The following is a 21,631-nucleotide window of genomic DNA, read 5'->3' on the forward strand; positions in this document are numbered from 1 at the left end:
GAAGAAGCCCGGCTCGCCGGGCTTCTTCATGCGGATTTCAGACGATGTTCAACGGCTGGTCAGGAACACAGCCTCCTCGTCGTCGCGCTGCCTGCCGCCGAGGGCGGCCGCGGCGCTGGCGATGAAGGCGCCGATGACCAGCGACAGGGCGCCGAGGAGCGCAAATGTGGCGCTCGCCTTCCTGGCGGTATCGGCCGCCTGCTGGGCCTTGGCCTTGGCGTCCTGCGCCTTTGCCAGCAGCGTATCGACACGCGTCTTGGCGTCTGCTTCCGACAGGCCGGTGCGTGCCGCGACCAGCTGCGACAGGTATGTCTTGTCCTCGGGCGAAACCTCGCCAGCCGCAGCGCTGGCGACCAGGATGCGCGATGCCTGCGCCGCCGCCGCCGCGTCGTTTTGCGGATTGGCTGCCGCCAGTCTCGCCGCGTCCGCCGGCCTGAACAACGAGTCCACCAGATAGGATGTGGCATTGTCCGTCGATGCCCCGCCTGCATTGGCCGATGCACCGGCCGAAGCGCCCTGGGCGGCGCCGGCGGCCACGCTGGATACAGCCTGGACGCCGGAACCCACAGCCGCCGACAGCGCCGAGCCGAGTACGCCGACGACCAGCAGCGTCGCCAGCGCCCATGCCAGGAAGCCATGAGCCGTATCCCGGAAATAAACCTCGTCGGTACGCACGCCCACCCATTTGGTGCGCAGCCGGCCGGCAAGATAGCCACCGAGGCCGGATGACAGCCATTGCACGACGATCAGCCAGACCGCGGTCGAAACCGCGAAGCTGGTGATAGAGGCGCTTGAGCCCGACCATGGCGAGACCATGCTCAACCCCAGGCCGGAGCCGAGCAGCATCAGGATGAAGGTCAATGTCGAGGCGGCGAAGGCACCGGCGATGATCGGACCCCAGCTGATAGCGGTGGCGGACGATTCCACCGCGCCGGGATCATCCGTGATCGACAGGGTGGACTGCATGACAGCCCCCTATCGCGCGAAAAGCATGATGAGAAGGATGATCGGGATTGGAACCCCGAGTAACCAGAGCAAGATGCCGCGTCCCATGGGAGCCTCCTTCGCCAGGAATTGTGATCGATACTGTCACAATGCTGGAAAGAAGCTTCCGTTCCGGCGGTTCGAATGAATCTCGCAACGGAAACACTGGCGCGACCGACGCGCGCCAATGGTCCCGGGATGACTCCGGATTAAATGTCCAGATTGGCCACCGACAGCGCGTTGTCCTGGATGAACTCGCGCCGCGGCTCGACCTCGTCGCCCATCAGCCGCGAGAACAGGCTGTCGGCGTCGGTGGCGTCGTTTACCTTGACCTGCAGCAGCGAACGCACGTTCGGATCGAGCGTGGTTTCCCAAAGCTGCTCGGCGTTCATCTCGCCCAGGCCCTTGTAGCGCTGCATGGTCAGGCCCTTGCGGCCGGTCGCGAACACCGCGTTGAGCAGTGCCAACGGTCCCGAGATGGGTTCCGAGACATCCTTGCGGCGCAGCACGGGCGGCGCTCCATAGACGTCGCTGAGCCGCTGCGCGTAGCGGTCGAGCTGTCGCGCATCGGCTGAATTGATCAACGCCATATCGAGATGGGCGTATTCCTTGACGCTGCGCACCGTGCGTTCGAACACATAACCGCCGATACCCTCATTCGAAGTCGACATCCGGCCGGTCCAGCCGCGCTCGGTGTCCTCGGCAATGATGTCGAGACGTTGCGCGATCCGCTCCGCCATCGCATTGGCGCGGCCAAGATCGGCGACGACGTCGGCATTGAGCCCGCCGGCGATCGCCGCCTGCTCCACGACGCCTCTGTTGTAGCGCGTGTGCAGGCCGTTGATGAGCTGGCGCACGGCGAGCGCATCGTCGATCGCCGCCCGCAGGTCCTGTCCGGCGCGAACCTCGCCGGAGCCGAGCGTGAGCGAGGCTTCTTCCAGTCCCGAGCCGATCAGGAATTCCTCGAACGCGCTTTCGTTCTTGATGTATTGCGAGCTCTTGCCTCGCGTCACCTTATAAAGCGGCGGCTGGGCGATATAGAGATGGCCGCGTTCGATCAATTCCGGCATCTGCCGGAAGAAGAAGGTGAGCAGCAACGTCCTGATATGCGCGCCGTCGACATCGGCGTCGGTCATCAGGATGATCTTGTGGTAGCGCAGCTTGTCGGCGTTGAATTCGTCCTTGCCGATCGACGTGCCGAGCGCGGTGATCAGCGTGCCGATCATGTCGGAACTGAGCATGCGGTCGAAGCGGGCGCGCTCGACATTGAGAATCTTGCCGCGCAGCGGCAGGATGGCCTGGTTCTGGCGCGAGCGGCCGCCCTTGGCGGAGCCGCCGGCCGAATCGCCCTCGACGATGAAGATCTCAGACTTCGCCGGATCGCGTTCCTGGCAGTCGGCAAGCTTGCCGGGCAGCGAGGTGACGCCCAGCGAGGTCTTGCGGGTGATGTCGCGCGCCTTGCGCGCGGCCTCGCGCGCCGCCGCGGCTTGGATCACCTTCTCGACCACGACCTTGCCTTCGCTCGGATGTTCTTCGAGCCAGGTGCCGAGCGCCTCGTTGACCAGCCCTTCGACCACGGGCCGGACTTCCGAGGAGACCAGCTTGTCCTTGGTCTGCGAGGAGAATTTTGGGTCGGGAACCTTGACCGACAGCACTGCCGTCAGCCCCTCGCGGCAATCGTCGCCGATCAGCGAGACCTTTTCCTTCTTGGTCAGGCCCGAGGAATCGCCATAGCCGGTGATCTGACGCGTCAGGGCGCCGCGAAAACCGGCGAGATGGGTGCCGCCGTCGCGCTGCGGGATGTTGTTGGTGAAGGCCAGCACATTCTCGTGGTAGCTGTCGTTCCACCACATGGCCACTTCGACGGTGATGCCGTCGCGCTCGGCCCTGATGGCGATTGGTTTGTCGATCAGCGGTTTCTTGACCCGGTCGAGATATTTGACGAATTCCTCCAGGCCGCCATCATAGTGCAGCTCATGCCGCACGACGTCGGCGTGGCGGGCGTCGGTCAGCACGATGCGCACGCCCGAATTCAGGAACGCAAGCTCGCGCAGCCGATGCTCCAGCGTGCCGAAATCGAATTCGACCATCGTGAAGGTCTCGGACGACGGAAAGAAGGTGATCTCGCTGCCGCTGCGGCCTTCATAGGTGCCGGGCTGCTTGTCCTGTTCATAGCTGCCGGTAACGCTCAGCGGCGCGTCGGCATTGCCGTGTGTGAAGCTCATCTCGAAGATCTTGCCATTGCGGCGGATCTTGAGCTTCAGCCAGGCCGACAGGGCGTTGACCACAGAGACGCCGACGCCGTGCAGGCCGCCGGACACTTTGTAGGAGTTCTGGTCGAACTTGCCGCCGGCATGCAGCTGCGTCATGATCACTTCGGCTGCCGAAATGCCTTCGCTGGGATGGATATCGGTGGGAATGCCGCGCCCATTGTCGATGACGGTGACCGAACCGTCGGGATTGAGCGTCACCGTGACGAGATCGGCATGACCGGCCAGTGCCTCGTCGATGGCGTTGTCGACGACCTCATAGACCATGTGATGCAGGCCCGAACCGTCATCGGTGTCGCCGATATACATGCCGGGCCGTTTGCGGACGGCATCCAAGCCCTTCAAAACCTTGATGGAATCTGCGCCGTATTCGGCTTCGGCGCCGTTGGCGTTCTCAGTCTGGTCGCTCATGAAAACCTGTTGTCTAGAGGCGGCTGGTGGAGCGCGAAAAATCGCCCCCGAATCGCGCTTTCAATATGGCCTAGATATAGGCGTTAAAGGTGGTTTTTCCAAGGTTTGCAGGCATTTCCGGGCGGAAAAGCGCACCGTCGGCCAGCTATTGGCGAGAGGCTTTGTCCTTAGCCAGCCGGTCGCGCAGGAATTTTGATCGTGAACTTCTATCTTGGCGCCGGCTGCCGCGATGGCGGCCATCAAAAGCATCAGCAGCAAAGCGCATGGCAAACGCAGGCCGAACCGCCCACCGTTCGGTCGTTTGCCGACATTCCGCCTGTCTACGGCGCGGGCGAGCCGGCTTGCATCAGCCGGCGCGCATCGGCTTCAGCGCCTCGCTCCAGCGCAGCAACTCCTCCAGCATGGTTCTTGCCCCGCCCTGCACCTGCTCGCTCGCTTCGAAGGAGCCGTCGGTCCCCAGCAGCTTCTGATACAGCGGCAGCGCGATGCCTTCCGGAACCGGCATGACGCCGACGGAGGTCAGCAGCGGCTTGAGCGCCTGTGCCGCGCGCAGGCCACCGGAAACGCCGCCATAGCTGAAGATGGCGGCGGGCTTGTATTTCCATTCGCGCGAGAGATAGTCGATCGCGTTCACGATGGCCGGTGCGACGAAGTAATTATATTCCGGTGCCACGAAGACGAAAGCGTCGGCGGCATCGACGGCCTTCGACCAGGCCTTGGTATGATCGTTCAGGTAGTTGCCGAGCCTGGGATGGTGCGGCTCGTCCAGCACCGGCAGATCGAAGGCGGCGATGTCGGTCAGCACCGGTTCGAATTTGCCGTGCTCGCGCGCGAACCGCTCCAGCCAGTGAGCGAAAACCGGCCCGGCCCGGCCCGGGCGGGTGCTGCCGATGATGATGTTCAACTGGTGCTTCAAGGCGGGCTCCTTCGATTGACGGTATCTGTTGGTGACTGTGACCTACGGCAGAGCGCCGTCATGGACAAGACCGCGCCGTTTGGCGAGCGGTCACAATCAGATGATGGGAGCATCGCTCCGTCCCTTCGGGGGCACGGGCTTTTATCGTCAGGCCACATGGACGCGCCGTGCGTCAGTCACTACATCGAACGGAGGCAAGGACTAGCGCGACGCGCTTGCCAGCGGAGCAGCCATGGACACTCAGCCCGCCCCCTTCGTTCCGCCGGCGCCGAGGCCGCGCACATCGCCGCCCTCGACGCTGGAGATGATGCGCATCGTCTACCGCAACCCGCTCGAGCTGTGGGGAGAGCCGACCTACAACGAGCCCTGGATCTCGGTGAACGGCGTCGGTGGACCGCTGGTCATCGCCAATGACCCGGGGCTCATTCGCCATGTCCTGGTCGACAATGCCAGGAACTACAAGATGGCGACGGTGCGCCAGCTCATCCTGCGGCCGATCCTGCGCGACGGCTTGCTGACGGCCGAAGGCGAGGTCTGGAAGCGTTCGCGCAAGGCGATGGCGCCGGTGTTCACGCCGCGTCACATCTTTGGTTTCGCGGGACCGATGCTCAAGCGCACGCTTGAATTCGCCTCCCGCTACGAGGATGGCGGCATCTCCGACATTGCCCACGACATGACGCTGCTGACCTACGACATCCTGGCCGAGACGCTGTTCTCCGGGGAAATCGCGGGGGAGCCGGGCAGTTTCGCCAAGGAGATCGACCGGCTGTTCGAGACCATGGGCCGCGTCGATCCGCTAGACCTGCTGCGCGCGCCCGAATGGCTGCCGCGGCTTACCCGCATCCGCGGCCGCAAGACCATGGCCTATTTCCGCAAGATCGTCAGCAATACGGTCAAGATACGCGAACAGAGACTCAGGCGCGATGCCGATGCCGTGCCGCAGGATTTCCTGACCCTCCTGCTCAAGGCCGAGGGGCCGGACGGGCTGACACGCTCGGAAGTCGAGGACAACATCATCACCTTCATCGGTGCCGGCCATGAGACCACGGCGCGAGCCTTGGGCTGGACGCTCTATTGCCTGGCCGAGGCGCCATGGGAGCGGGAAAAGATCGAGCGCGAGATCGATGCCGTGCTGGCGCGCGAGCCCGATCCGACCAGATGGCTGGACGCCATGCCGCTCACCCGCGCCGCCTTCGACGAGGCGCTCAGGCTCTATCCGCCGGCGCCGTCGATCAACCGCGAGCCGATCGAGCCGGAGAACTGGAGGGATCTCCACATCCCGGGGCGCGCGGCCGTGCTGGTCATGCCTTGGGTCGTCCACCGTCACAGGAAGCTGTGGGACAGGCCGGACGCGTTCATGCCGGAGCGGTTCCATCCGGGCAACCGCGAAAAGATCGACCGCTTTCAGTATCTGCCGTTCGGCGCCGGGCCGCGCGTCTGCATCGGCGCCAGCTTCGCCATGCAGGAAGCGATCATCGCGCTCGCCGTCCTGCTGTCGCGTTTCCGCTTCGATTCCATCGCGCAAACCAGGCCGTGGCCAGTCCAGAAGCTGACCACCCAGCCGCAAGGCGGGCTGCCCATGCGGATCACTTCGCGCCTGTAATCGCCCGCCGTCGGCCTATGTTCAGACCGCCGGTTTTGCGCTGGAACTGGCCGGCCGCGCGAAAACGCCAGAGATAGCTTGGCAGGATCGTCCCGAGCGCATGCGGCTGGATGCCGAGGCCGGCGAGCGTGCGGTTGGCTTTGGCGGCCTCCTCCGACACGACATTATGCTCGCGCAATTGCAGCACCTGGTCCTTGGTCAGCAGCGGGTTGGGCAAGAGGCCCAGGATCGACGCCTGCAGGTTCGCCACCCACCACGGCACCGGAACCAGTAGGCGCTTGCGCTCGATCACCGCGAGCATTTCCTGCATGCTTTCCTTGAAAGTAAGCACCTGCGGGCCGCCAAGCTCGTAGATCTGACCGCCCTTGACCTTGCCATCGACCGAGCGCGCCACCGCTTCGGCGACGTCGCCGACATAGACCAGCTGGAACTTGGTGTGGCCGCCGCCGATCAGCGGCAGTGCCGGCGAATAACGCGCCATGTTGGCGAAGCGGTTGAAGAAACTATCTTCCGGTCCGAAATTGATCGACGGCCGCAGGATCACGGCGTCCTTGATCGTCTCCAGAACGGCCTTTTCACCAAGCGCCTTGGTGCGTGCATAGTTGGATGCGGCTTCCAGGTCGGCGCCCAGGGCCGAAATATGGGTCAGGCCGGCGCCCGCTGCGCGTGCCGCTTCGGCCACGGCGCGAGCGCCGAATTCGTGCACGGCCGTGAATTTCTGCCGCCCGCTCTCATGCAGCACGGCAACCAGGTTGACGACATGATCGGCGCCCTGCACGGCGCGATCGACCGACCAGCGCACGCGCACATTGGCCTGCACGGGCTGGATCTGGCCGACATTGCCGAGCGGCTGCAAATGGCCGGCGAGATCGGGCCGGCGGCAGGCGACCCTGATGCGATAGCCGCGCTTGGCCAAGGCCCGCACCACGTGGCGGCCGACAAAGCCCGACCCGCCGAAAATGACGACGAGCTTGGGGGTCTGCAGGATTTCGGTCATGGCTGGCTCCGGCGCTCGAAAGCTTGGCTGAAGCCGTTTCATAATCCGTTTCGCGTCAAACGCAAAGGGTGACGCGTCGTCGCTGTGAAGCGGCTTTCCCAGGAAAAACAGCTTGGGAATTGCATCAGGACAAATGCGCTTCAGAACGCCTTGCCTGACGCAGAAAACCCCGCCGAGGCGGGGTTTTCCGGATGACATCCATGCGAAGCCAGGGGCCGACGGAGCGGCCTGACCTGAGACGGTATCAGGAGGGCGTGAAGCAAGTACGCCCACCCCAGCCCTGGACATCCGACATGGTGCCACCGACCTTCTTGCAGGCCGCGATGAAATCGGCGCTGCAACTGGCGAATTTCGCGTGACCGTTCTTGCAATAGTGGTCCTCGGTAGCGCCGCCGCCCGGCGCGGCAATGACGCCTGGACTGGACGGCTTGACCGGCGCGGCCTTCAGGTTGGCCGCCTGGGTCGCGCCCATGAACGAGCCGAGGAGAAGGACTGCGGTCAGAATGGTTGTCTTGGTGCTGGTCATGGTGGTATCCTTTCATTGAGGTTGGGCTTTCCGGGACGCGAAGGGCATGCCTTGGCGTGGAGCAGGTTTCGATGTGACTTGCTGTTCCCCCGGTCTGAATCGGGCAAGCTCATCCTGCCCTGGACAGGCATTGGTCGCCCCGACGCTCGAAAAGGTTCAGACCGCGCGCGAAAAAAACACGCATGGCCATGCCGCGGGCAGGCGCCGGCAGCTGATGAGCTGAAAAGAAGAATTTAGTTCAGGCCGAATAGCGCTCGGCGAATTCGGAAATGCGCTGCACCACGGCCTTGGAGACCTTGATGCCCCGTGCCGCGGCCTTCTCCGCCGCCTCGGCCCGGGAGCGGCCCGGTATGTGCACGCCGTAGCGCCGGCGCAGCCGGTCGAGCTGATCCTTCATCCGCTGCTCGAAATCCGGATCGAGCAGCTTGGGCTCGACGGCCAGCACGAACAGGCCGGTGCCGGGATTGTCCGGGCCGCCGGTGAACCAGGGCGCATCGAGCGACCAGTTTGCCCCCGACAGACCCGCCGCCAGCACCTCGACCATCAGCGCGATGTTGGCGCCGCGCTGGCCACCGAAGGCGAGCATGGCCCCCTTCATGGCTGCGGCCGGATCTGTAGTGGGATTGCCGCTGGCATCGAGCGCCCAGCCTTCGGGGATCTTCTTGCCGTCCTCGGCCGCCTTGCGGATATTGACGAAGGCGGTGGCGCTCGACGACTGGTCGATGACCAGCGGCGGACCGTCGGCGGCGGGTGCGGCGAAGGACATCGGGTTGGTGCAATAGACCGGCTTGACCGAGCCCGAACCGGCAAGCACGGCGGGACCGTTGGTGGCGGCGAAGGAGACTAGCCCCTGCGCTGCCAGCCTTCCGGTAAAGTAGCCGAGGGCGCCGCATGTATAGGCATTCTTCTGCGAAAAGATGGCGACGCCGAACAGTCTTGCCGCCTTGGCGAGCTCGTCGAGCGTGCGGTCGAAGCCGGTATGCGCCAGCCCGCCTTGCGCATCGGAAAGATAGACTGCTAGCGCCGGCCGGGTGATCACCGGCTCGGCATTGCCGTCGATGCGGCCGGCCTCCAGCGCTTCGAGATAGTCGATGAAATGCGACAGCCCGACGGTCGAGAGTCCTTCCGCCTCGGCCGATATGATCGAGGCGGTGAGCGATTGCGCCGCTTCCTCGTTGGCGCCCGCACCCAGCGCCGCCATGCGGCACAGCCCGGTTGCCTGTTCGAGACTGAGTTGCATGGCGACTGCCTTTAGTGAGTGGTGAGTAGTGAGTAGTCAGCAATGGGTGGTGGCGACTAGCCACTTCCTACTCACTAACCCCTACTCACTAGGTCCCTAGCCGATCTTGTTCGGAATCCGCGCCTCGATCCTGCCGAAGGCGAAGACCAGAATGCCGGTGATCGCCATATAGATCAAGGCAAGCAGCAGCAAGGGCTCATAGGTGAGGTAAGTGTCCTGTCTGACTTTCGACGAAACGGCGAAGATGTCGATGACGCTGATGGTAGCCACCAGCGGCGTCGATTTCAACTGCAGCACGGTTTCCCCCGTCAGCGTCGGCAGCGCCCGGTAGAAGGCCTGCGGCAGCCAGATACGCCGGAAGATCTTCCAGCGGCTCATGCCGAACGCACGTGCGGCTTCGAGCTGCCCCTTCGGCACGCCGGCAAAGGCGCCGCGCATCACTTCGCCCTCGTAACCCGCGAACGAGAGCGTCAGCGCCAGGACGGCGTAAGGCCATGCCTGCCTGAGATAGGGCCACATCCAGGATTCCCGGATCCACGGATATTGCGGAAACAACGAACCCAGCCCGTAGTAAAGCAGCCACAGCTGTAACAGCAGCGGCGTTCCCCTGATGATGGTGCAGAAGATCTTCGCCGGCGCCGCGAACCAGATCGGGCCGCCAGCCTGTGCCAATCCGACCGGCACGGCGATCAGGAAGCCCAACAGACAGGTGACGGCCAGGATCCACAGCGCGCGCCAGATGCCGAGCAGGGCCAGGCCGTAATATTGCGGCAGCCAGTCCCAGCGCATGAAGAACGCAGCGGACAGCACCAGCCCCAGCGCAATCAGGATCAGCACGATGCGATGCGGTTGCAGCCAGAGCGAGGCGCGAGCCGCGCTGTTGATGATGGCCGCTTCGCTCGCCATCAGTGTGCTTCCTTGATCGAAGGCATGCCGCGCCGCGCCCATTTCTCGACGCGACCAAGAATGAGGTTCGAAAACAGCGTCACGGCCAGATAGAGCATGCCGGCCGCGAGATAGAATATCAGATAGGCCTTGGTGACGCCCGCCGCCTGCCGCGTCGCCAACGTCAATTCGAAGAAGCCGACCACGGCCAGCAGCGCCGTATCCTTGGTGGCGATCAGCCACAGATTGGCGAGACCTGGAATGGCGAAGGGCAGCATTGCCGGCAACGTGATGCGCCGCAAGAGAAGGCCGGGAGACATGCCGTAAGCGCGGGCGGCCTCGATCTGGCCTTGTGGGACGGCAAGGATGGCGCCGCGTATGACCTCGGTCGAGTAGGCGCCTTGGACGAAACCGAGCACCGCGATGCCGGCCACCAGCCCGCTGATGTCGATGCGTTGATAGCCCATGGCGGTCAGCATCTGGTTTATCAGGTCGGTACCGGCGTAGTAGAGGAGCAGGATCAGCACCAGTTCCGGTACCGCGCGCACGATGGTCGTGTAGACCGCCAGCAGGTCGCGCACCACGGGGCCGCCATAAAGCTTGCCATAGGCACCGCCGGTTCCGATCAACAGTCCGACGATCGTGGCGCCGACGGCGATCTCAAGCGAATGCAGCAGCCCAAGCATGAGCGTCCCGCCCCAGCCGACGGGCGCGGGCGACAGGAGTTCGATGATGCCGGCCGCAGAGGCCGGAAGAAATGAATCGATCAGCTTCGCCCCCGGATTGCTGGCTCAATCCGCCGGCGCAAGCCGCCGGCGGCAAGGGTGCGTGGGAAAGGTCGGGTTGGAGGACTTGGCGTCAGCGCCTTGTCTTCCAGCCCATGCGAAGGTCGTCAGTCCGACTGCGTGGCGATGCTACGTCAGTCCGACTGCGTGGCGATGCTACGTCAGTCCGGCTACGTGGCATCGCCACGTCAGTTCGACTGCGCGCCGCTGCCGCCATATATGTCGAAATCGAAGTATTTCTTCGAGATCTCGTCATACTTGCCATTGGCGCGGATCGCCTTGATGCCGGCGTTGATCTTTTCCTTCAGCTCGGTGTCTTCCTTGCGCACGCCGGCGCCGACGCCCGGTCCGAGCACTTCGTCATCCGGAGCCACCATGCCCTTCAGGTCGCAGCAGGCTTTGCCCTGGTCGGTCTTGAGGAACTCGCCAAGCGCGATGGAATCGGCCTGCACCGCATCGAGGCGCCCGGCGGCAAGGTCGTTGTTGGCCTCGTCCTGCGTCTGGTACTCCTTGATCTCGGATGCCGTGGCGCCGAAATGCTTCTTGGCGTAGACGGCATGCACGGTCGATACCTGGACGCCCAGGATCTTGCCCTTGAGATCGTCCGGCGCGGAGCCGAATTTCTGGTCCTTCGGTCCGATGATCGCCGTCGGCGTGTTGTAGTACTTATCCGAGAAGTCGATCGTCTTCTTGCGTTCGTCGGTGATCGACATCGAAGAGACGATGAGGTCGATCTTCTTGGTGGTCAGCGCCGGGATGATGCCATCCCAGGCGACGGGCGTGATGACGCAGTCGAGCTTCTCCTCGGCGCAGACGGCGTCGATGAACTCGATCTCCCAGCCGACCCATTTGCCCGAAGCATCCGGCGAGGTGAACGGCGGATACGGCTCGGCGGCGATGCCGATCTTGACCGGATCGGCCTTGGCTACGCCCATGGCGGCGACGCCGAGCAGCAGCGCTGCGGCGAACGTCTTCAGAACAGTCTTCATTTCACGACTCCCAGTTTGTTGTTGGTTCCCGGTTTTCTTCCGCCCTCGGTTTGCTAGCCGATGTTGCGAATGAATTGCTTGAGCCTTTCGGATCTGGGCGCGCCGAAGATCTGCTCCGGCGGGCCTTCCTCCTCGACCAGTCCATTGTAGAGATAGACGACATGCGTCGCGACCTCGCGCGCGAACTTCATCTCGTGGGTGACCAGCACCATGGTGCGGCCTTCGCGCGCCAGATCGCCGATCACTCTAAGCACCTCGCCGACCAGTTCGGGGTCGAGCGCCGAGGTCGGTTCGTCGAACAGCATGACGCGCGGATTGATCGCCAATGCGCGAGCGATCGCGGCGCGCTGCTGCTGGCCGCCCGACAGGTAGGCCGGATAGACATCCCGCTTTTCGGCGAGGCCGACGCGGACGAGCAGTTTTTCGGCCTGGGCGATCGCCGCGTCGCGCTTGACGCCCAGCACATGCACGGGAACCTCGATGACGTTCTCGATCAGCGTCATGTGGCTCCACAGATTGAAATTCTGGAACACCATGCCGAGCTTGGAGCGGATGCGTTCGATCTGCCTGCGGTCGGCCGGCACGGTATGGCCGTGGCTGTCCGCCTTCAGCTTGATCTCCTCGCCATTGACGCGAATGATGCCGCTGGTCGGATTCTCCAGGCAGTTGATGCAGCGCAACAGCGTCGATTTGCCTGAGCCCGAACCGCCGATGATGGCGATGACCTCGCCGTCGCGCGCCGACAGCGAGACGCCCTTCAGCACGTGCAGCTCACCGAATTTCTTGTGCAGGTTCTCGACGTGGATGGCTTCGGCGGCGCCATTTTGCGCCTCACCGGATGGGGCTGCGGCAACTCCCGCCGTGCTCAACAGGTGACCTCCGTGTAGTCATTGGCAGCTCGTCGAACGTCTACCCGGCTAATCAACATACGCTGTACTGCCCCGCTCCAGACTTCAGCATGGACCCAACTGCGCGAGCCCGTCAATCCCGCTCATTACGGCACTTGCGGCCTTGTTGTGCAAGTGTATAAATAGCCTTTCATGAAATTTTCTCGATTTTTTTCAGCTAAAAAGGGCACCGATGAGCGCTTTCGGATCACAGTCCATGGCGGCGACGCTGCGGCGCGTGCTGATGCGGTCGGCGGCCAACGCCATGCGCGACGCCGACAGATCTGCCTGGCACTATGGCCCGGGGTTCAATCCGGCGAAAGCTGCCTCGCAGCACGCGGCCCTTGCTGAGTTGGTAGCGGCTTCCGGCGCTGAAATCGAATGGGTCGAAGACAAGGCCGACGGACTTTCGGATTCGGTGTTCACGCACGACCCATCGCTGATGACCGGTCGCGGCGCGCTGATCCTGTCCATGGGTAAGCCACTACGCGCCAGGGAGCCCTCGCTGCATGAGGAAACCTACACAAGGCTGGGCATTCCGATCCTCGGCCGCGTCGAGGCTCCTGGTCAGGTCGAAGGCGGTGATTGTGTCTGGGTGGACGCCCGCACGCTGGCGATCGGGCGCGGTGTCCGCTCCAACCAGGAAGGCATCCAGCAGGTTTCCAACCTGCTGACGCCGCTGGGCGTTTCCGTCTACGGCTTTGATCTGCCGCTGTGGCAGGGCGAAGAAGCGTGCCTGCACCTGATGTCGGTGATCAGCCCGTTGGCCGACGACCTCGCGCTGGTTTATTCGCCGCTTTTGCCGGCCCCGTTCTATCAAATGCTGAAGGCACGCGGCATCCGGCTGGTCGAAGGCGATGCCGAGGAGTTCGCTGCTTCCAACGGCCTCAGCCTTAACGTACTGCCGACTAGCCCGCTCAAGGTCATTGCCGTTGCAGGCTTTCCCAAGACCAAGGCCGCGATGGAGGCCGCGGGCTGCATGGTTGAAGTCTTCGAGGCGGATGCGCTCTGCATCGCCTGCGAAGGTGGGCCGACATGCCTGACGCGGCCGATCCTGCGCCAATGAATGCGCCATCCCGCCGCAAGTTTCGTCGCGAGGGCGAGGAGCGGCGGCGGCAGGATCTGATCGAGGCGACTCTGGACAGCGTGGCCGAACATGGGCTGCAGGGCGCCACCTTGCGCACCATCGCATTGCGTGCCGGCGTCACCGCGGGGCTGATCCGGCACTATTTCCCCGGCAAGGAAGAACTGCTGCAGGAGGCCTATACGGCACTGGTCGGCCGCATGACCGAGCAGGCGAAAGCAGCATTGGTCATGGAAGATGCCTCGCCGCGGCAACGCCTTGCGGCTTTCGTCACCGCCAACCTCAACGCGCCGATCATCGACGCGCGGGTTTTTTCGCTCTGGGCAACCTTCATCGGCCGCGCCGGTGCGGATCCGACCCTGGCCCGTGCCCACCGCGAAGGCTATCTCGGCTTTCGCAACGAGGTGGAGGCGGTTGTGGCCGAAGTGCTCGCCGCCGAACAGTGCAAGCCGGACGCAAGCCAGTTGCGCCACCATGCCATCGCGATCAACGCGATCATCGACGGACTCTGGATCGAAGGCTGCCTGGCCGGCGAGATGTTCTCGCCCGGCGAATTGGCGGCGATTGGGATCAAGGCTGTCGAAGCCGAGCTCGGCCTCGAGCCGGAAAGGGGAGAACACTAGTGACCACCATTGGCGAAGCGTTGATTTCACTGCTCGAGGCGCATGGCGTCGACACCGTGTTCGGTATTCCCGGCGTCCACACGGTCGAGCTTTATCGCGGGTTGGCGCGTTCGGGGATCCGCCATGTCACGCCGCGCCACGAGCAGGGCGCGGGCTTCATGGCCGACGGCTATGCGCGCGCCGGCGGCCGGCCGGGCGTCGCCTTCGTCATCACCGGCCCGGGGCTGACCAACACCATCACCGCCATGGCACAGGCGCGCGCCGATTCGGTGCCGATGCTGGTAATCTCGGGCGTCAACGCCACGCCGACGCTTGGCAAGGGCCTGGGCTTCCTGCACGAGCTGCCGGACCAGCGCGGCATGATGGAAAAGGTGGCGCTGTTTTCGCAACGCATCACCGAGGCCGGCGAACTGCCCAGCGCGCTCGCCCGTGCCTTCGCGCTGTTTTCCTCGTCGCGGCCGGGCCCGGTGCATATCGAGATTCCGACCGACGTCATGGTCAAGCCTGCCGATGGGATCGCGGCGGTGCTGAGCAATGCCGCGCCACCGGCTGCCGGGGCGACGGCCATCGCCGCGGCGGCCAGCCTTTGTGCGGCGGCTCGGCACCCGCTCATCCTGGCCGGCGGCGGCGCCAAGCGCGCCGAGGATGCGCTGCGGCGCCTGGCCGAAAGGCTGGGCGCGCCGGTCGTCGAGACGACCAATGCGCGCGGCCTGCTCCACCGCCATCCGCTCTGCGTACCGGCCAGTCCCAGCCTGAAAGCCATCCGCGCGCTGATGGGCGAGGCCGATCTGGTCATTGCCGCCGGCACCGAGTTCGGCCCAACCGATTATGACGGCTATGGCGATGGCGGATTTGTCCTGCCGGCCAATCTGATCCGCATCGACATCGGCGCCGATCAGCTGGCGCGCCGTCCGGCGACGGTGGCCATCCAGGCCGATTGCGCCGAGGCGATCGAAGCCTTGCTTGCCGCGCTCGGCTCGGTCGACGCGGGCAGGCAGGACGGGAAGAACCGCGCCGCGGCGGCGCGAAAGGCGGCTCGCGCCGAACTGACCCCCGTCCATGCGGCGCAGGTCCATGCGGTGGAAGCCATCCGCGACGCCCTGCCGGGCGCGATCATCGTCGGCGACTCCACCCAGCCCGTCTACGCGGCCAACCTCTATTACGATCACGACCGGCCGGGCGGCTGGTTCAACGCCGCCACCGGCTTCGGCGCGCTGGGCTACGGCCCGCCGGCGGCGGTGGGCGCGGCGCTCGCCATGCCCGACGCGCCGATCGTCTGCCTCACCGGCGACGGTGGCTTCCAGTTCACCTTACCCGAGCTCGGCGCGGCGCTCGATGCCGCGGCACCCGTTATCTTCGTCGTCTGGAATAACAGGGGCTATCGCGAGATCGAGACTTCGATGCTCGACGTCGGCGTGGAACCCGTCGGCGTGTCCCCGGCACCGCCGGATTTCTGCAAACTGGCCGAGGCCTATGGCATCGGCGCCGAACGGATCGCCGATACCGGCGCCTTACCACTCGCGCTGAAGCGCGCCCGGGCAACGGGGTTGCCGCGCGTCATCGAAATCACGGTCGAGTGAAGCTTCACGCGGCGTCGATTTTCCTACCTGCATCGTGGTCATTCGCCGGCTTGGCTTTTGCGCGGCAACAATCGCCGCTGCCCGACACATGCAAAGACGCGACGGCTGCCATGTCGAGATATCAATTGAGTGATCGCACGAAAGGCGCGACGCTTCGCGTCGGCGCGGCGAAACAAGCGACATAATCAAAAAAAGACAGGAGCGGTCCAGGATGACGGAAACACTTCAGGGCAGGCATATCGTTGTGACCGGTGGAACCGGTGCGCTCGGCGGCGCGGTCGTCGGCAAGCTGCTGGGCGAGGGCGCGGTCTGCCATGTGCCGAACGCCCATGCCGCGGCACCTTCGCATTTCCCTTTCACCACGCACGAGAACGTCAGGCTGGCGCACAATGTCGACCTCTCCGACTCCGCCAAGGTCGAAGCCTTCTATGCCCAGGTTCCCGCCTTGTGGGGATCGATCCATCTGGCAGGCGGCTTTGCCATGGCGCCGGTGGAGAAGATCGAATCCGCCTCCTTTGCCGAGATGATGGACACCAATGCCCGCACCGCGTTCCTGTGCAGCCGTGCGGCGGTGCGCTCCATGCTGGCGGCGGGCACCGCCGGCCGCGTCGTCAATGTCACGGCACGCGCCGGGCTTGATCCGCGCCGCGGCTCGGGCATGGTCGCCTATGCCGCCTCCAAAGCAGCGGTCGCGGCGATGACGGTGGCCATGGCGGAAGAGCTGAAGCACCAGGGCATCCTGGTCAATGCGGTGGCCCCCTCGACGCTCGACACGCCGGCCAACCGTGCCGACATGCCGGATGCCGATTTCAGCAAATGGGTCAGCCTCGAAGCGGCGGCCGAGGCCATCGCCTACCTTGCCTCGCCCGCCAACCAGGCGATGAGCGGCACGCTGGTGCCGCTCTACGGTCGCGCATAACGCGCATAGTTGACTTCGACGATCCTCGGGCTGCGTCCGAGTTTCCGACAAAGAAGAACCCCGCCGGATCGCTCCGGCGGGGTTTTGTTTCGGGCCTGTGCGAAAGGGCGATTAGCTGCCCTGCTTCTTCAGCGCGGCGCCCAGGATGTCGCCCAGCGAGGCGCCGGAGTCGGTCGAGCCGTACTGGGCGACCGCTTCCTTCTCCTCGGCGATTTCCAGCGCCTTGATCGAGACCTGCAGCTTGCGGGTCTTCTTGTCGAAGGCGATGACGCGGGCGTCGACCTTCTGGCCGACGGTGAAGCGCTCGGGGCGCTGCTCGTCGCGGTCACGGGAAAGGTCGGAGCGCTTGATGAAGGTCTCGATGCCGCTTTCCACCAGCCGCACTTCCAGACCGCCATCCTTGACGCCGATGACCTCACAGGTGACGACGGCGTTCTTGCGCAGCTCGCCTGAAGTCGCCGCTTCGCCAACCGTGTCGCGGGCCAGCTGCTTGATGCCGAGCGAGATGCGCTCCTTCTCGATGTCGACGTCGAGCACCTGCGCCTTGACCATGTCGCCGCGATTGTACTCCTCGATCACCTGCTCGCCCGGACGGGTCCAGTCGAGGTCGGAAAGGTGCACCATGCCGTCCACGTCGCCTTCCAGGCCGATGAACAGGCCGAACTCGGTCTTGTTCTTGACCTCGCCCTCGACCTGGCTGCCGACCGGATGGCTGCGAGCGAAAGCCTCCCACGGGTTCTCCAGCGTCTGCTTGAGACCGAGCGAGATGCGGCGCTTGGCCGGATCGACTTCGAGCACCACGACATCGACTTCCTGCGTCGTCGACAGGATCTTGCCGGGATGCACGTTCTTCTTGGTCCACGACATTTCCGAAACGTGGATAAGGCCTTCGATGCCCGGCTCCAGCTCGACGAACGCGCCGTAGTCGGTGATGTTGGTGACGGTGCCTTTGATCTTCTTGCCGATCGGGAACTTGGTGCCGATCTCCGACCACGGATCGCTCTCGAGCTGCTTCATGCCGAGCGAGATACGGTGCGTTTCCTGGTTGATGCGGATGATCTGCACCTTGACCGTCTGGCCGATGTTGAGGATCTCGGTCGGATGGTTGACGCGGCGCCATGCCATGTCGGTGACATGCAGCAGGCCGTCGATGCCGCCGAGGTCGACGAACGCACCGTAATCGGTGATGTTCTTGACCACGCCTTCGACCACCTGGCCTTCTTCGAGGTTCTGCACGATTTCCGAACGCTGTTCGGCGCGGCTCTCCTCGAGCACGGTGCGGCGCGACACCACGATGTTGCCGCGGCGGCGATCCATCTTGAGGATCTCGAAAGGCTGCGGGTTGTGCATCAGCGGCGACACGTCGCGGATCGGGCGGATGTCGACCTGGCTGCGCGGCAGGAACGCCACGGCGCCGTCGAGGTCGACGGTGAAGCCGCCCTTGACCTGGTTGAAGATGACGCCTTCGACGCGCTCACCCTTGGTGAACTTCTCTTCGAGACGCACCCAGCTCTCTTCGCGGCGAGCCTTCTCGCGCGACAGCATGGCTTCGCCAAGCGCGTTCTCGATGCGCTCGACATAGACTTCGACCGTGTCGCCGACCTTGAGGGTGGATTCCTTGCCCTTGGCGCCGAATTCCTTCAGCGGCACGCGGCCTTCGACCTTGAGGCCGACGTCGATGATGGCCATGTCCTTTTCGATCGCGGTGATCGTGCCCCGGACAACCTGGCCCTCGCCGGAATGGCCGGCGGTGAATGATTCTTCGAGCATGCTCGCGAAATCGTCGCGAGAGGGATTTGCTACAGACATTGTTTCTCCTGGAATACCCCGCATCTTTAGCGGGGCGTGCGCCGTGGGTTAGCGTTGCGTTGGCCTGCCGGCGTTCCGGGCAAAGAGCCCTTGGCCGCTTAAGGCGGCAAGTCCGGCGCATGAAGAATGCTGGCAGGCTGGTTCGTGCCCGATATGGGTATTTCCTTTGCCTCCAGCAACGGAAACTCGAGGGAAAACCCGGATCAGGCCTTGTTTCCCTTGGACAGCACGTCGTCGATGACAGTTCTGGCCGCGAGAAACGCGGCTTCTATAGCCATTTCGCTGGTATCAAGCAAGTGCGCGTCGGGGGCAGGCTTCAAGGGCGAGTCGGCGCGGCCCATGTCACGCTCGTCGCGGCGCCGGATATCGGCGAGGATTTCGGTGAAATCAGCCGTGCCGCCGATGCTCTCGATCTCCGCCAGCCGGCGCCTTGCCCGCACCTCGGCGCTCGCGGTCACATAGAGTTTGATGTCGGCATCGGGGCACACCACGGTGCCGATGTCGCGACCGTCGAGCACGGCACCCGGAGGGGATTTGGCAAACTCGCGCTGTTTCTCCACCAGGATGCGCCGCACCGTTGGAAACACCGCGACCTTCGAGGCCGCTTCGCCAACCGCATGCGCCGACAAGACGGCCCGGTCGAGCTTCGCCAGGTCGACTTGGCGCGCGGCCGTCTCGGCCGCCGAGACATTGTCGAGCGGCAAGCCAAGCCGCAGCAAGGCATGGGCGACGGCACGGTAGGTGAGGCCGGTGTCGAGCAGGTTCAGTCGGTAGTGATCGGCCAGACGCCGGGCGAGGGTGCCCTTGCCGGCTCCGGCCGGACCGTCGATGGCGATGGTGAAGACGTGTGTCATTGGCAGGCCAGCATACCTGAAACCGAACAGCGTAGCGGTCCGGAGAGAGCTTGCGATCCGTCGCGCCCCCCTCTGTCCTGCCGGACATCTCCCCCACAAGGGGGGAGATTGGCAGTTCCGACGCCTCGCTCACTTCTGCAACGCGGGCGATTTGCGAAGGCCGCTGTGACGGCTGATCTCCCCCCTCGTGGGGGAGATGTCCGGCAGGACAGAGGGGGGCGCTGTCCTGCCGGCATTTCAGTTTGGCCCCAACCCATCAACTCTCACCCGATCTCCGCCCCAAGCCCCGTCATCAGGCTCATGAACTCCGGGAAACTTGTCGCGATCATGTTGGCGTCGTCGATGGTCACCGGCTTCTCGGTCGCCAGCCCCATGATCAGGAAGCTCATGGCGATGCGGTGGTCGAGATGCGTCTGCACGGTCGTGTCCGGGCCATTGGGGTGGCCGCCGAGCCCCTTGCCGCCGGGCTTTCCGCGCACCGCGAGCGATGCCTCACCCTCTGTGCAGTCGACGCCGTTGAGCTTGAGCCCATTGGCTACCGCCGACAGCCGGTCGGATTCCTTTACCCTGAGTTCCTCCAGCCCCTGCATCAGCGTCTCGCCCTCGGCGAAGCTGGCGGCAACCGCCAGCACCGGATATTCGTCGATCATCGACGGCGCCCGTTCGGCCGGCACGGTGACGCCCTTGAGTTCGGAGTAACGCACGCGCAGGTCCGCGACATCCTCACCGCCGGCGTTACGCGGGTTCAAGATCTCGATCTGCCCGCCCATCTCCTGCAAAGTCAAAAGCAACCCGGTGCGGGTCGGGTTCATCAGCACGTTTTCGATCACGATCTCGGAACCCGGCACGATCAGCGCGGCCACCAGCGGGAAGCCGGCCGAGGATGGGTCGCCCGGCACGGCGATCGTCTGGCCGGTGAGCTTGCCCTGGCCCTCGATGAAGATATGGCGCACGCCGCGCTCGTCGGTCTCGACCGACAAATTGGCGCCAAAGCCTTTCAGCATCTTTTCGGTGTGGTCGCGCGTCATGACAGGCTCGATGACGGTGGTGATGCCGGGCGTGTTGAGGCCGGCGAGAAGCACCGCCGATTTCACCTGCGCGGAGGCCATCGGCACGCGATAGGTGATCGGGGCGGCATGCTTTGGCCCATGCAGCGTGATCGGCATGCGGTCGCCGGGCGTTGCCTTCAGCACCTGCACGCCCATCTGGCGCAGCGGCTCCAGCACGCGGCCCATCGGCCGGCCTGACAAGGAAGCATCGCCGATGAAGGTCGTTTCCATGTCATAGGTGCCGACCAGCCCCATGGTCAGCCGCGAGCCGGTACCGGCATTGCCGAAGTCGAGCGGCCCTTCCGGCTGCAGCAGCGCGCCGTTGCCGGTGCCGCGGATCACCCATACGTCGCCGCGCTTCTCGATATGCGCGCCCATCGCCTTCATGGCGGCGCCGGTGCGCATGACGTCCTCGCCTTCGAGCAGGCCGGTGATGCGGGTCTCGCCGGAGGCGAGCCCGCCGAACATGAAGGAGCGGTGCGAGATCGACTTGTCGCCCGGCACGCGCGCCGTACCGGAAAGCGCTTGACATTTACGGGCGGTGGCCGGCTTGGAAGCGGCGGCGTGAGACATGGAATTTCCCTGGACGGAATGCCGGCGGGCCGGCGCTTTTCATTTGTTGCGGCGGTCTCGTATCACGGTGGGCCGAAATGGTCATCCCCCATGGTCGACGCTTGACGCTAGGCCTTTCAACGCATGGTTTTGTGACGCCGGCTTTTGGCTTTGACAGCGCTGCAAACAGTGGTTAAGGGGACCACTCTTTTATCGACGAGGCTTGCCGTGGCAAAAACCGAACTTGGCACAAAGCGTATCGACCCTGAAACGGGTCGAAAATTCTACGACCTGAACAAGGACCCGATCGTCTCGCCCTACACCGGCAAGACCTATCCGCGTTCCTATTTCGAGGAAGGCAAGATCGCCGCCCTCGAGGAGGAAGAGGAAGTGGCCGAGAAGGAAGTGGACGCCGAGGACGAGGAGGGCGTAGAAGTCGTCTCGCTCGAAGAGGCTGACGAAGACGTCAAGGGCGACGATCTGCCCGATCTCGGCGACGACGAGGATGATGTCGACCTGGGCGACGACGAGGACGATACGTTCCTCGCCGACGAAGAGGAAGAGGACGACGATGTCGCCGACATGATCGGCGTCGGCGACGACGACGACGAGGTCTGACAAGGCCGGGAACGCAAGCGTTTGCCGGCTTTCGCAGCTTGTGAAGAAAA

19 protein-coding genes are annotated in these 21,631 nt (G+C 64.3%); 6 read left to right on the forward strand and 13 right to left on the reverse strand.

Going from position 1 to position 21,631, the window contains the following annotated elements; genetic code table 11:
• Positions 1 to 48: 48 nt before the first annotated feature.
• The 3 genes from FJ951_RS00325 to FJ951_RS00335 form a co-directional block, all read right to left on the reverse strand.
• Entirely contained in the window at positions 49 to 966 is a 918-nt protein-coding gene (locus tag FJ951_RS00325; RefSeq protein ID WP_140512862.1) for a hypothetical protein, read from the reverse strand.
• 227 nt (positions 967 to 1,193) lie between these two features.
• Complete coding sequence (gyrB, locus tag FJ951_RS00330; protein ID WP_140512864.1) at positions 1,194 to 3,665, reverse strand: DNA topoisomerase (ATP-hydrolyzing) subunit B; 2,472 nt, start codon at positions 3,663 to 3,665, stop codon at positions 1,194 to 1,196.
• Between the two features lie 346 nt (positions 3,666 to 4,011).
• Positions 4,012 to 4,581 carry an NADPH-dependent FMN reductase gene (locus FJ951_RS00335; protein WP_140497272.1) on the reverse strand — a complete coding sequence of 190 codons (570 nt, stop codon included), beginning with the start codon at positions 4,579 to 4,581 and terminating at the stop codon, positions 4,012 to 4,014.
• Between the two features lie 232 nt (positions 4,582 to 4,813).
• Between FJ951_RS00335 and FJ951_RS00340 the strand changes: the two genes are divergently transcribed.
• The gene (locus tag FJ951_RS00340) at positions 4,814 to 6,184 is read left to right on the forward strand and encodes a cytochrome P450 (protein ID WP_140512865.1); all 1,371 of its coding nucleotides are present in this window, start codon (positions 4,814 to 4,816) and stop codon (positions 6,182 to 6,184) included.
• Here the strand turns inward: FJ951_RS00340 and FJ951_RS00345 are convergent.
• The 7 genes from FJ951_RS00345 to FJ951_RS00375 form a co-directional block, all read right to left on the reverse strand.
• Positions 6,168 to 7,181 carry a complex I NDUFA9 subunit family protein gene (locus FJ951_RS00345; protein WP_140512867.1) on the reverse strand — a complete coding sequence of 338 codons (1,014 nt, stop codon included), beginning with the start codon at positions 7,179 to 7,181 and terminating at the stop codon, positions 6,168 to 6,170. The two genes, FJ951_RS00340 and FJ951_RS00345, sit on opposite strands and share 17 nt — an antisense overlap.
• Before the next feature lie 244 nt (positions 7,182 to 7,425).
• Positions 7,426 to 7,707, reverse strand: coding sequence for a hypothetical protein (locus tag FJ951_RS00350; RefSeq protein WP_140512869.1), 282 nt, complete (start codon positions 7,705 to 7,707; stop codon positions 7,426 to 7,428).
• A gap of 238 nt (positions 7,708 to 7,945) precedes the next feature.
• Positions 7,946 to 8,947, reverse strand: coding sequence for an Ldh family oxidoreductase (locus tag FJ951_RS00355; protein WP_140497264.1), 1,002 nt, complete (start codon positions 8,945 to 8,947; stop codon positions 7,946 to 7,948).
• A 96-nt stretch (positions 8,948 to 9,043) separates the two neighbouring features.
• Positions 9,044 to 9,853 (reverse strand): ABC transporter permease, encoded by an 810-nt coding sequence (locus tag FJ951_RS00360; protein WP_140512871.1) that lies wholly within the window; start codon positions 9,851 to 9,853, stop codon positions 9,044 to 9,046.
• Positions 9,853 to 10,518, reverse strand: coding sequence for an ABC transporter permease (locus FJ951_RS00365; protein ID WP_140512873.1), 666 nt, complete (start codon positions 10,516 to 10,518; stop codon positions 9,853 to 9,855). Before FJ951_RS00365 ends, FJ951_RS00360 begins: the two co-directional genes overlap by 1 nt.
• A 287-nt stretch (positions 10,519 to 10,805) precedes the next feature.
• Positions 10,806 to 11,606 (reverse strand): transporter substrate-binding domain-containing protein, encoded by an 801-nt coding sequence (locus FJ951_RS00370; protein ID WP_140512875.1) that lies wholly within the window; start codon positions 11,604 to 11,606, stop codon positions 10,806 to 10,808.
• Positions 11,607 to 11,659: 53 nt separating this feature from the next.
• Positions 11,660 to 12,475 carry an ABC transporter ATP-binding protein gene (locus FJ951_RS00375; RefSeq protein ID WP_140497256.1) on the reverse strand — a complete coding sequence of 272 codons (816 nt, stop codon included), beginning with the start codon at positions 12,473 to 12,475 and terminating at the stop codon, positions 11,660 to 11,662.
• 211 nt (positions 12,476 to 12,686) lie between these two features.
• Between FJ951_RS00375 and FJ951_RS00380 the strand changes: the two genes are divergently transcribed.
• The 4 genes from FJ951_RS00380 (at position 12,687) to FJ951_RS00395 (ending at position 16,699) form a co-directional block, all read left to right on the forward strand.
• Complete coding sequence (locus FJ951_RS00380) at positions 12,687 to 13,559, forward strand: dimethylarginine dimethylaminohydrolase family protein (RefSeq protein ID WP_140497254.1); 873 nt, start codon at positions 12,687 to 12,689, stop codon at positions 13,557 to 13,559.
• Positions 13,529 to 14,200: a TetR family transcriptional regulator C-terminal domain-containing protein gene (locus FJ951_RS00385; protein WP_140497252.1), complete on the forward strand. Its 672-nt coding sequence runs from the start codon at positions 13,529 to 13,531 to the stop codon at positions 14,198 to 14,200. The genes FJ951_RS00380 and FJ951_RS00385 overlap by 31 nt, the downstream gene beginning before the upstream one ends.
• Positions 14,200 to 15,780 carry a 5-guanidino-2-oxopentanoate decarboxylase gene (locus tag FJ951_RS00390; RefSeq protein ID WP_140512877.1) on the forward strand — a complete coding sequence of 527 codons (1,581 nt, stop codon included), beginning with the start codon at positions 14,200 to 14,202 and terminating at the stop codon, positions 15,778 to 15,780. Before FJ951_RS00385 ends, FJ951_RS00390 begins: the two co-directional genes overlap by 1 nt.
• A 211-nt stretch (positions 15,781 to 15,991) precedes the next feature.
• Positions 15,992 to 16,699 carry an SDR family NAD(P)-dependent oxidoreductase gene (locus FJ951_RS00395; RefSeq protein WP_140512879.1) on the forward strand — a complete coding sequence of 236 codons (708 nt, stop codon included), beginning with the start codon at positions 15,992 to 15,994 and terminating at the stop codon, positions 16,697 to 16,699.
• Between the two features lie 111 nt (positions 16,700 to 16,810).
• Here FJ951_RS00395 and rpsA read toward each other — a convergent pair whose 3' ends face one another.
• The 3 genes from rpsA to aroA all read right to left on the reverse strand — a co-directional run bounded on the left by rpsA (position 16,811) and on the right by aroA (position 20,984).
• Positions 16,811 to 18,508, reverse strand: a complete 1,698-nt coding sequence (gene rpsA / locus FJ951_RS00400) for a 30S ribosomal protein S1 (RefSeq protein WP_140497246.1) — start codon at positions 18,506 to 18,508, stop codon at positions 16,811 to 16,813.
• Positions 18,509 to 18,711: 203 nt separating this feature from the next.
• On the reverse strand, positions 18,712 to 19,362 hold the full coding sequence (cmk, locus tag FJ951_RS00405) for a (d)CMP kinase (protein ID WP_140512881.1): 651 nt from the start codon (positions 19,360 to 19,362) through the stop codon (positions 18,712 to 18,714).
• Between the two features lie 263 nt (positions 19,363 to 19,625).
• Positions 19,626 to 20,984, reverse strand: a complete 1,359-nt coding sequence (aroA, locus tag FJ951_RS00415; protein WP_140512883.1) for a 3-phosphoshikimate 1-carboxyvinyltransferase — start codon at positions 20,982 to 20,984, stop codon at positions 19,626 to 19,628.
• Positions 20,985 to 21,191: 207 nt separating this feature from the next.
• On the opposite strand from aroA, the gene FJ951_RS00420 reads away from it, so the two are divergent.
• On the forward strand, positions 21,192 to 21,581 hold the full coding sequence (locus FJ951_RS00420) for a TIGR02300 family protein (RefSeq protein ID WP_140497238.1): 390 nt from the start codon (positions 21,192 to 21,194) through the stop codon (positions 21,579 to 21,581).
• Positions 21,582 to 21,631: the final 50 nt, after the last annotated feature.

The organism is Mesorhizobium sp. B2-2-3 (assembly GCF_006442405.1).
Taxonomy (GTDB): Bacteria; Pseudomonadota; Alphaproteobacteria; order Rhizobiales; family Rhizobiaceae; genus Mesorhizobium.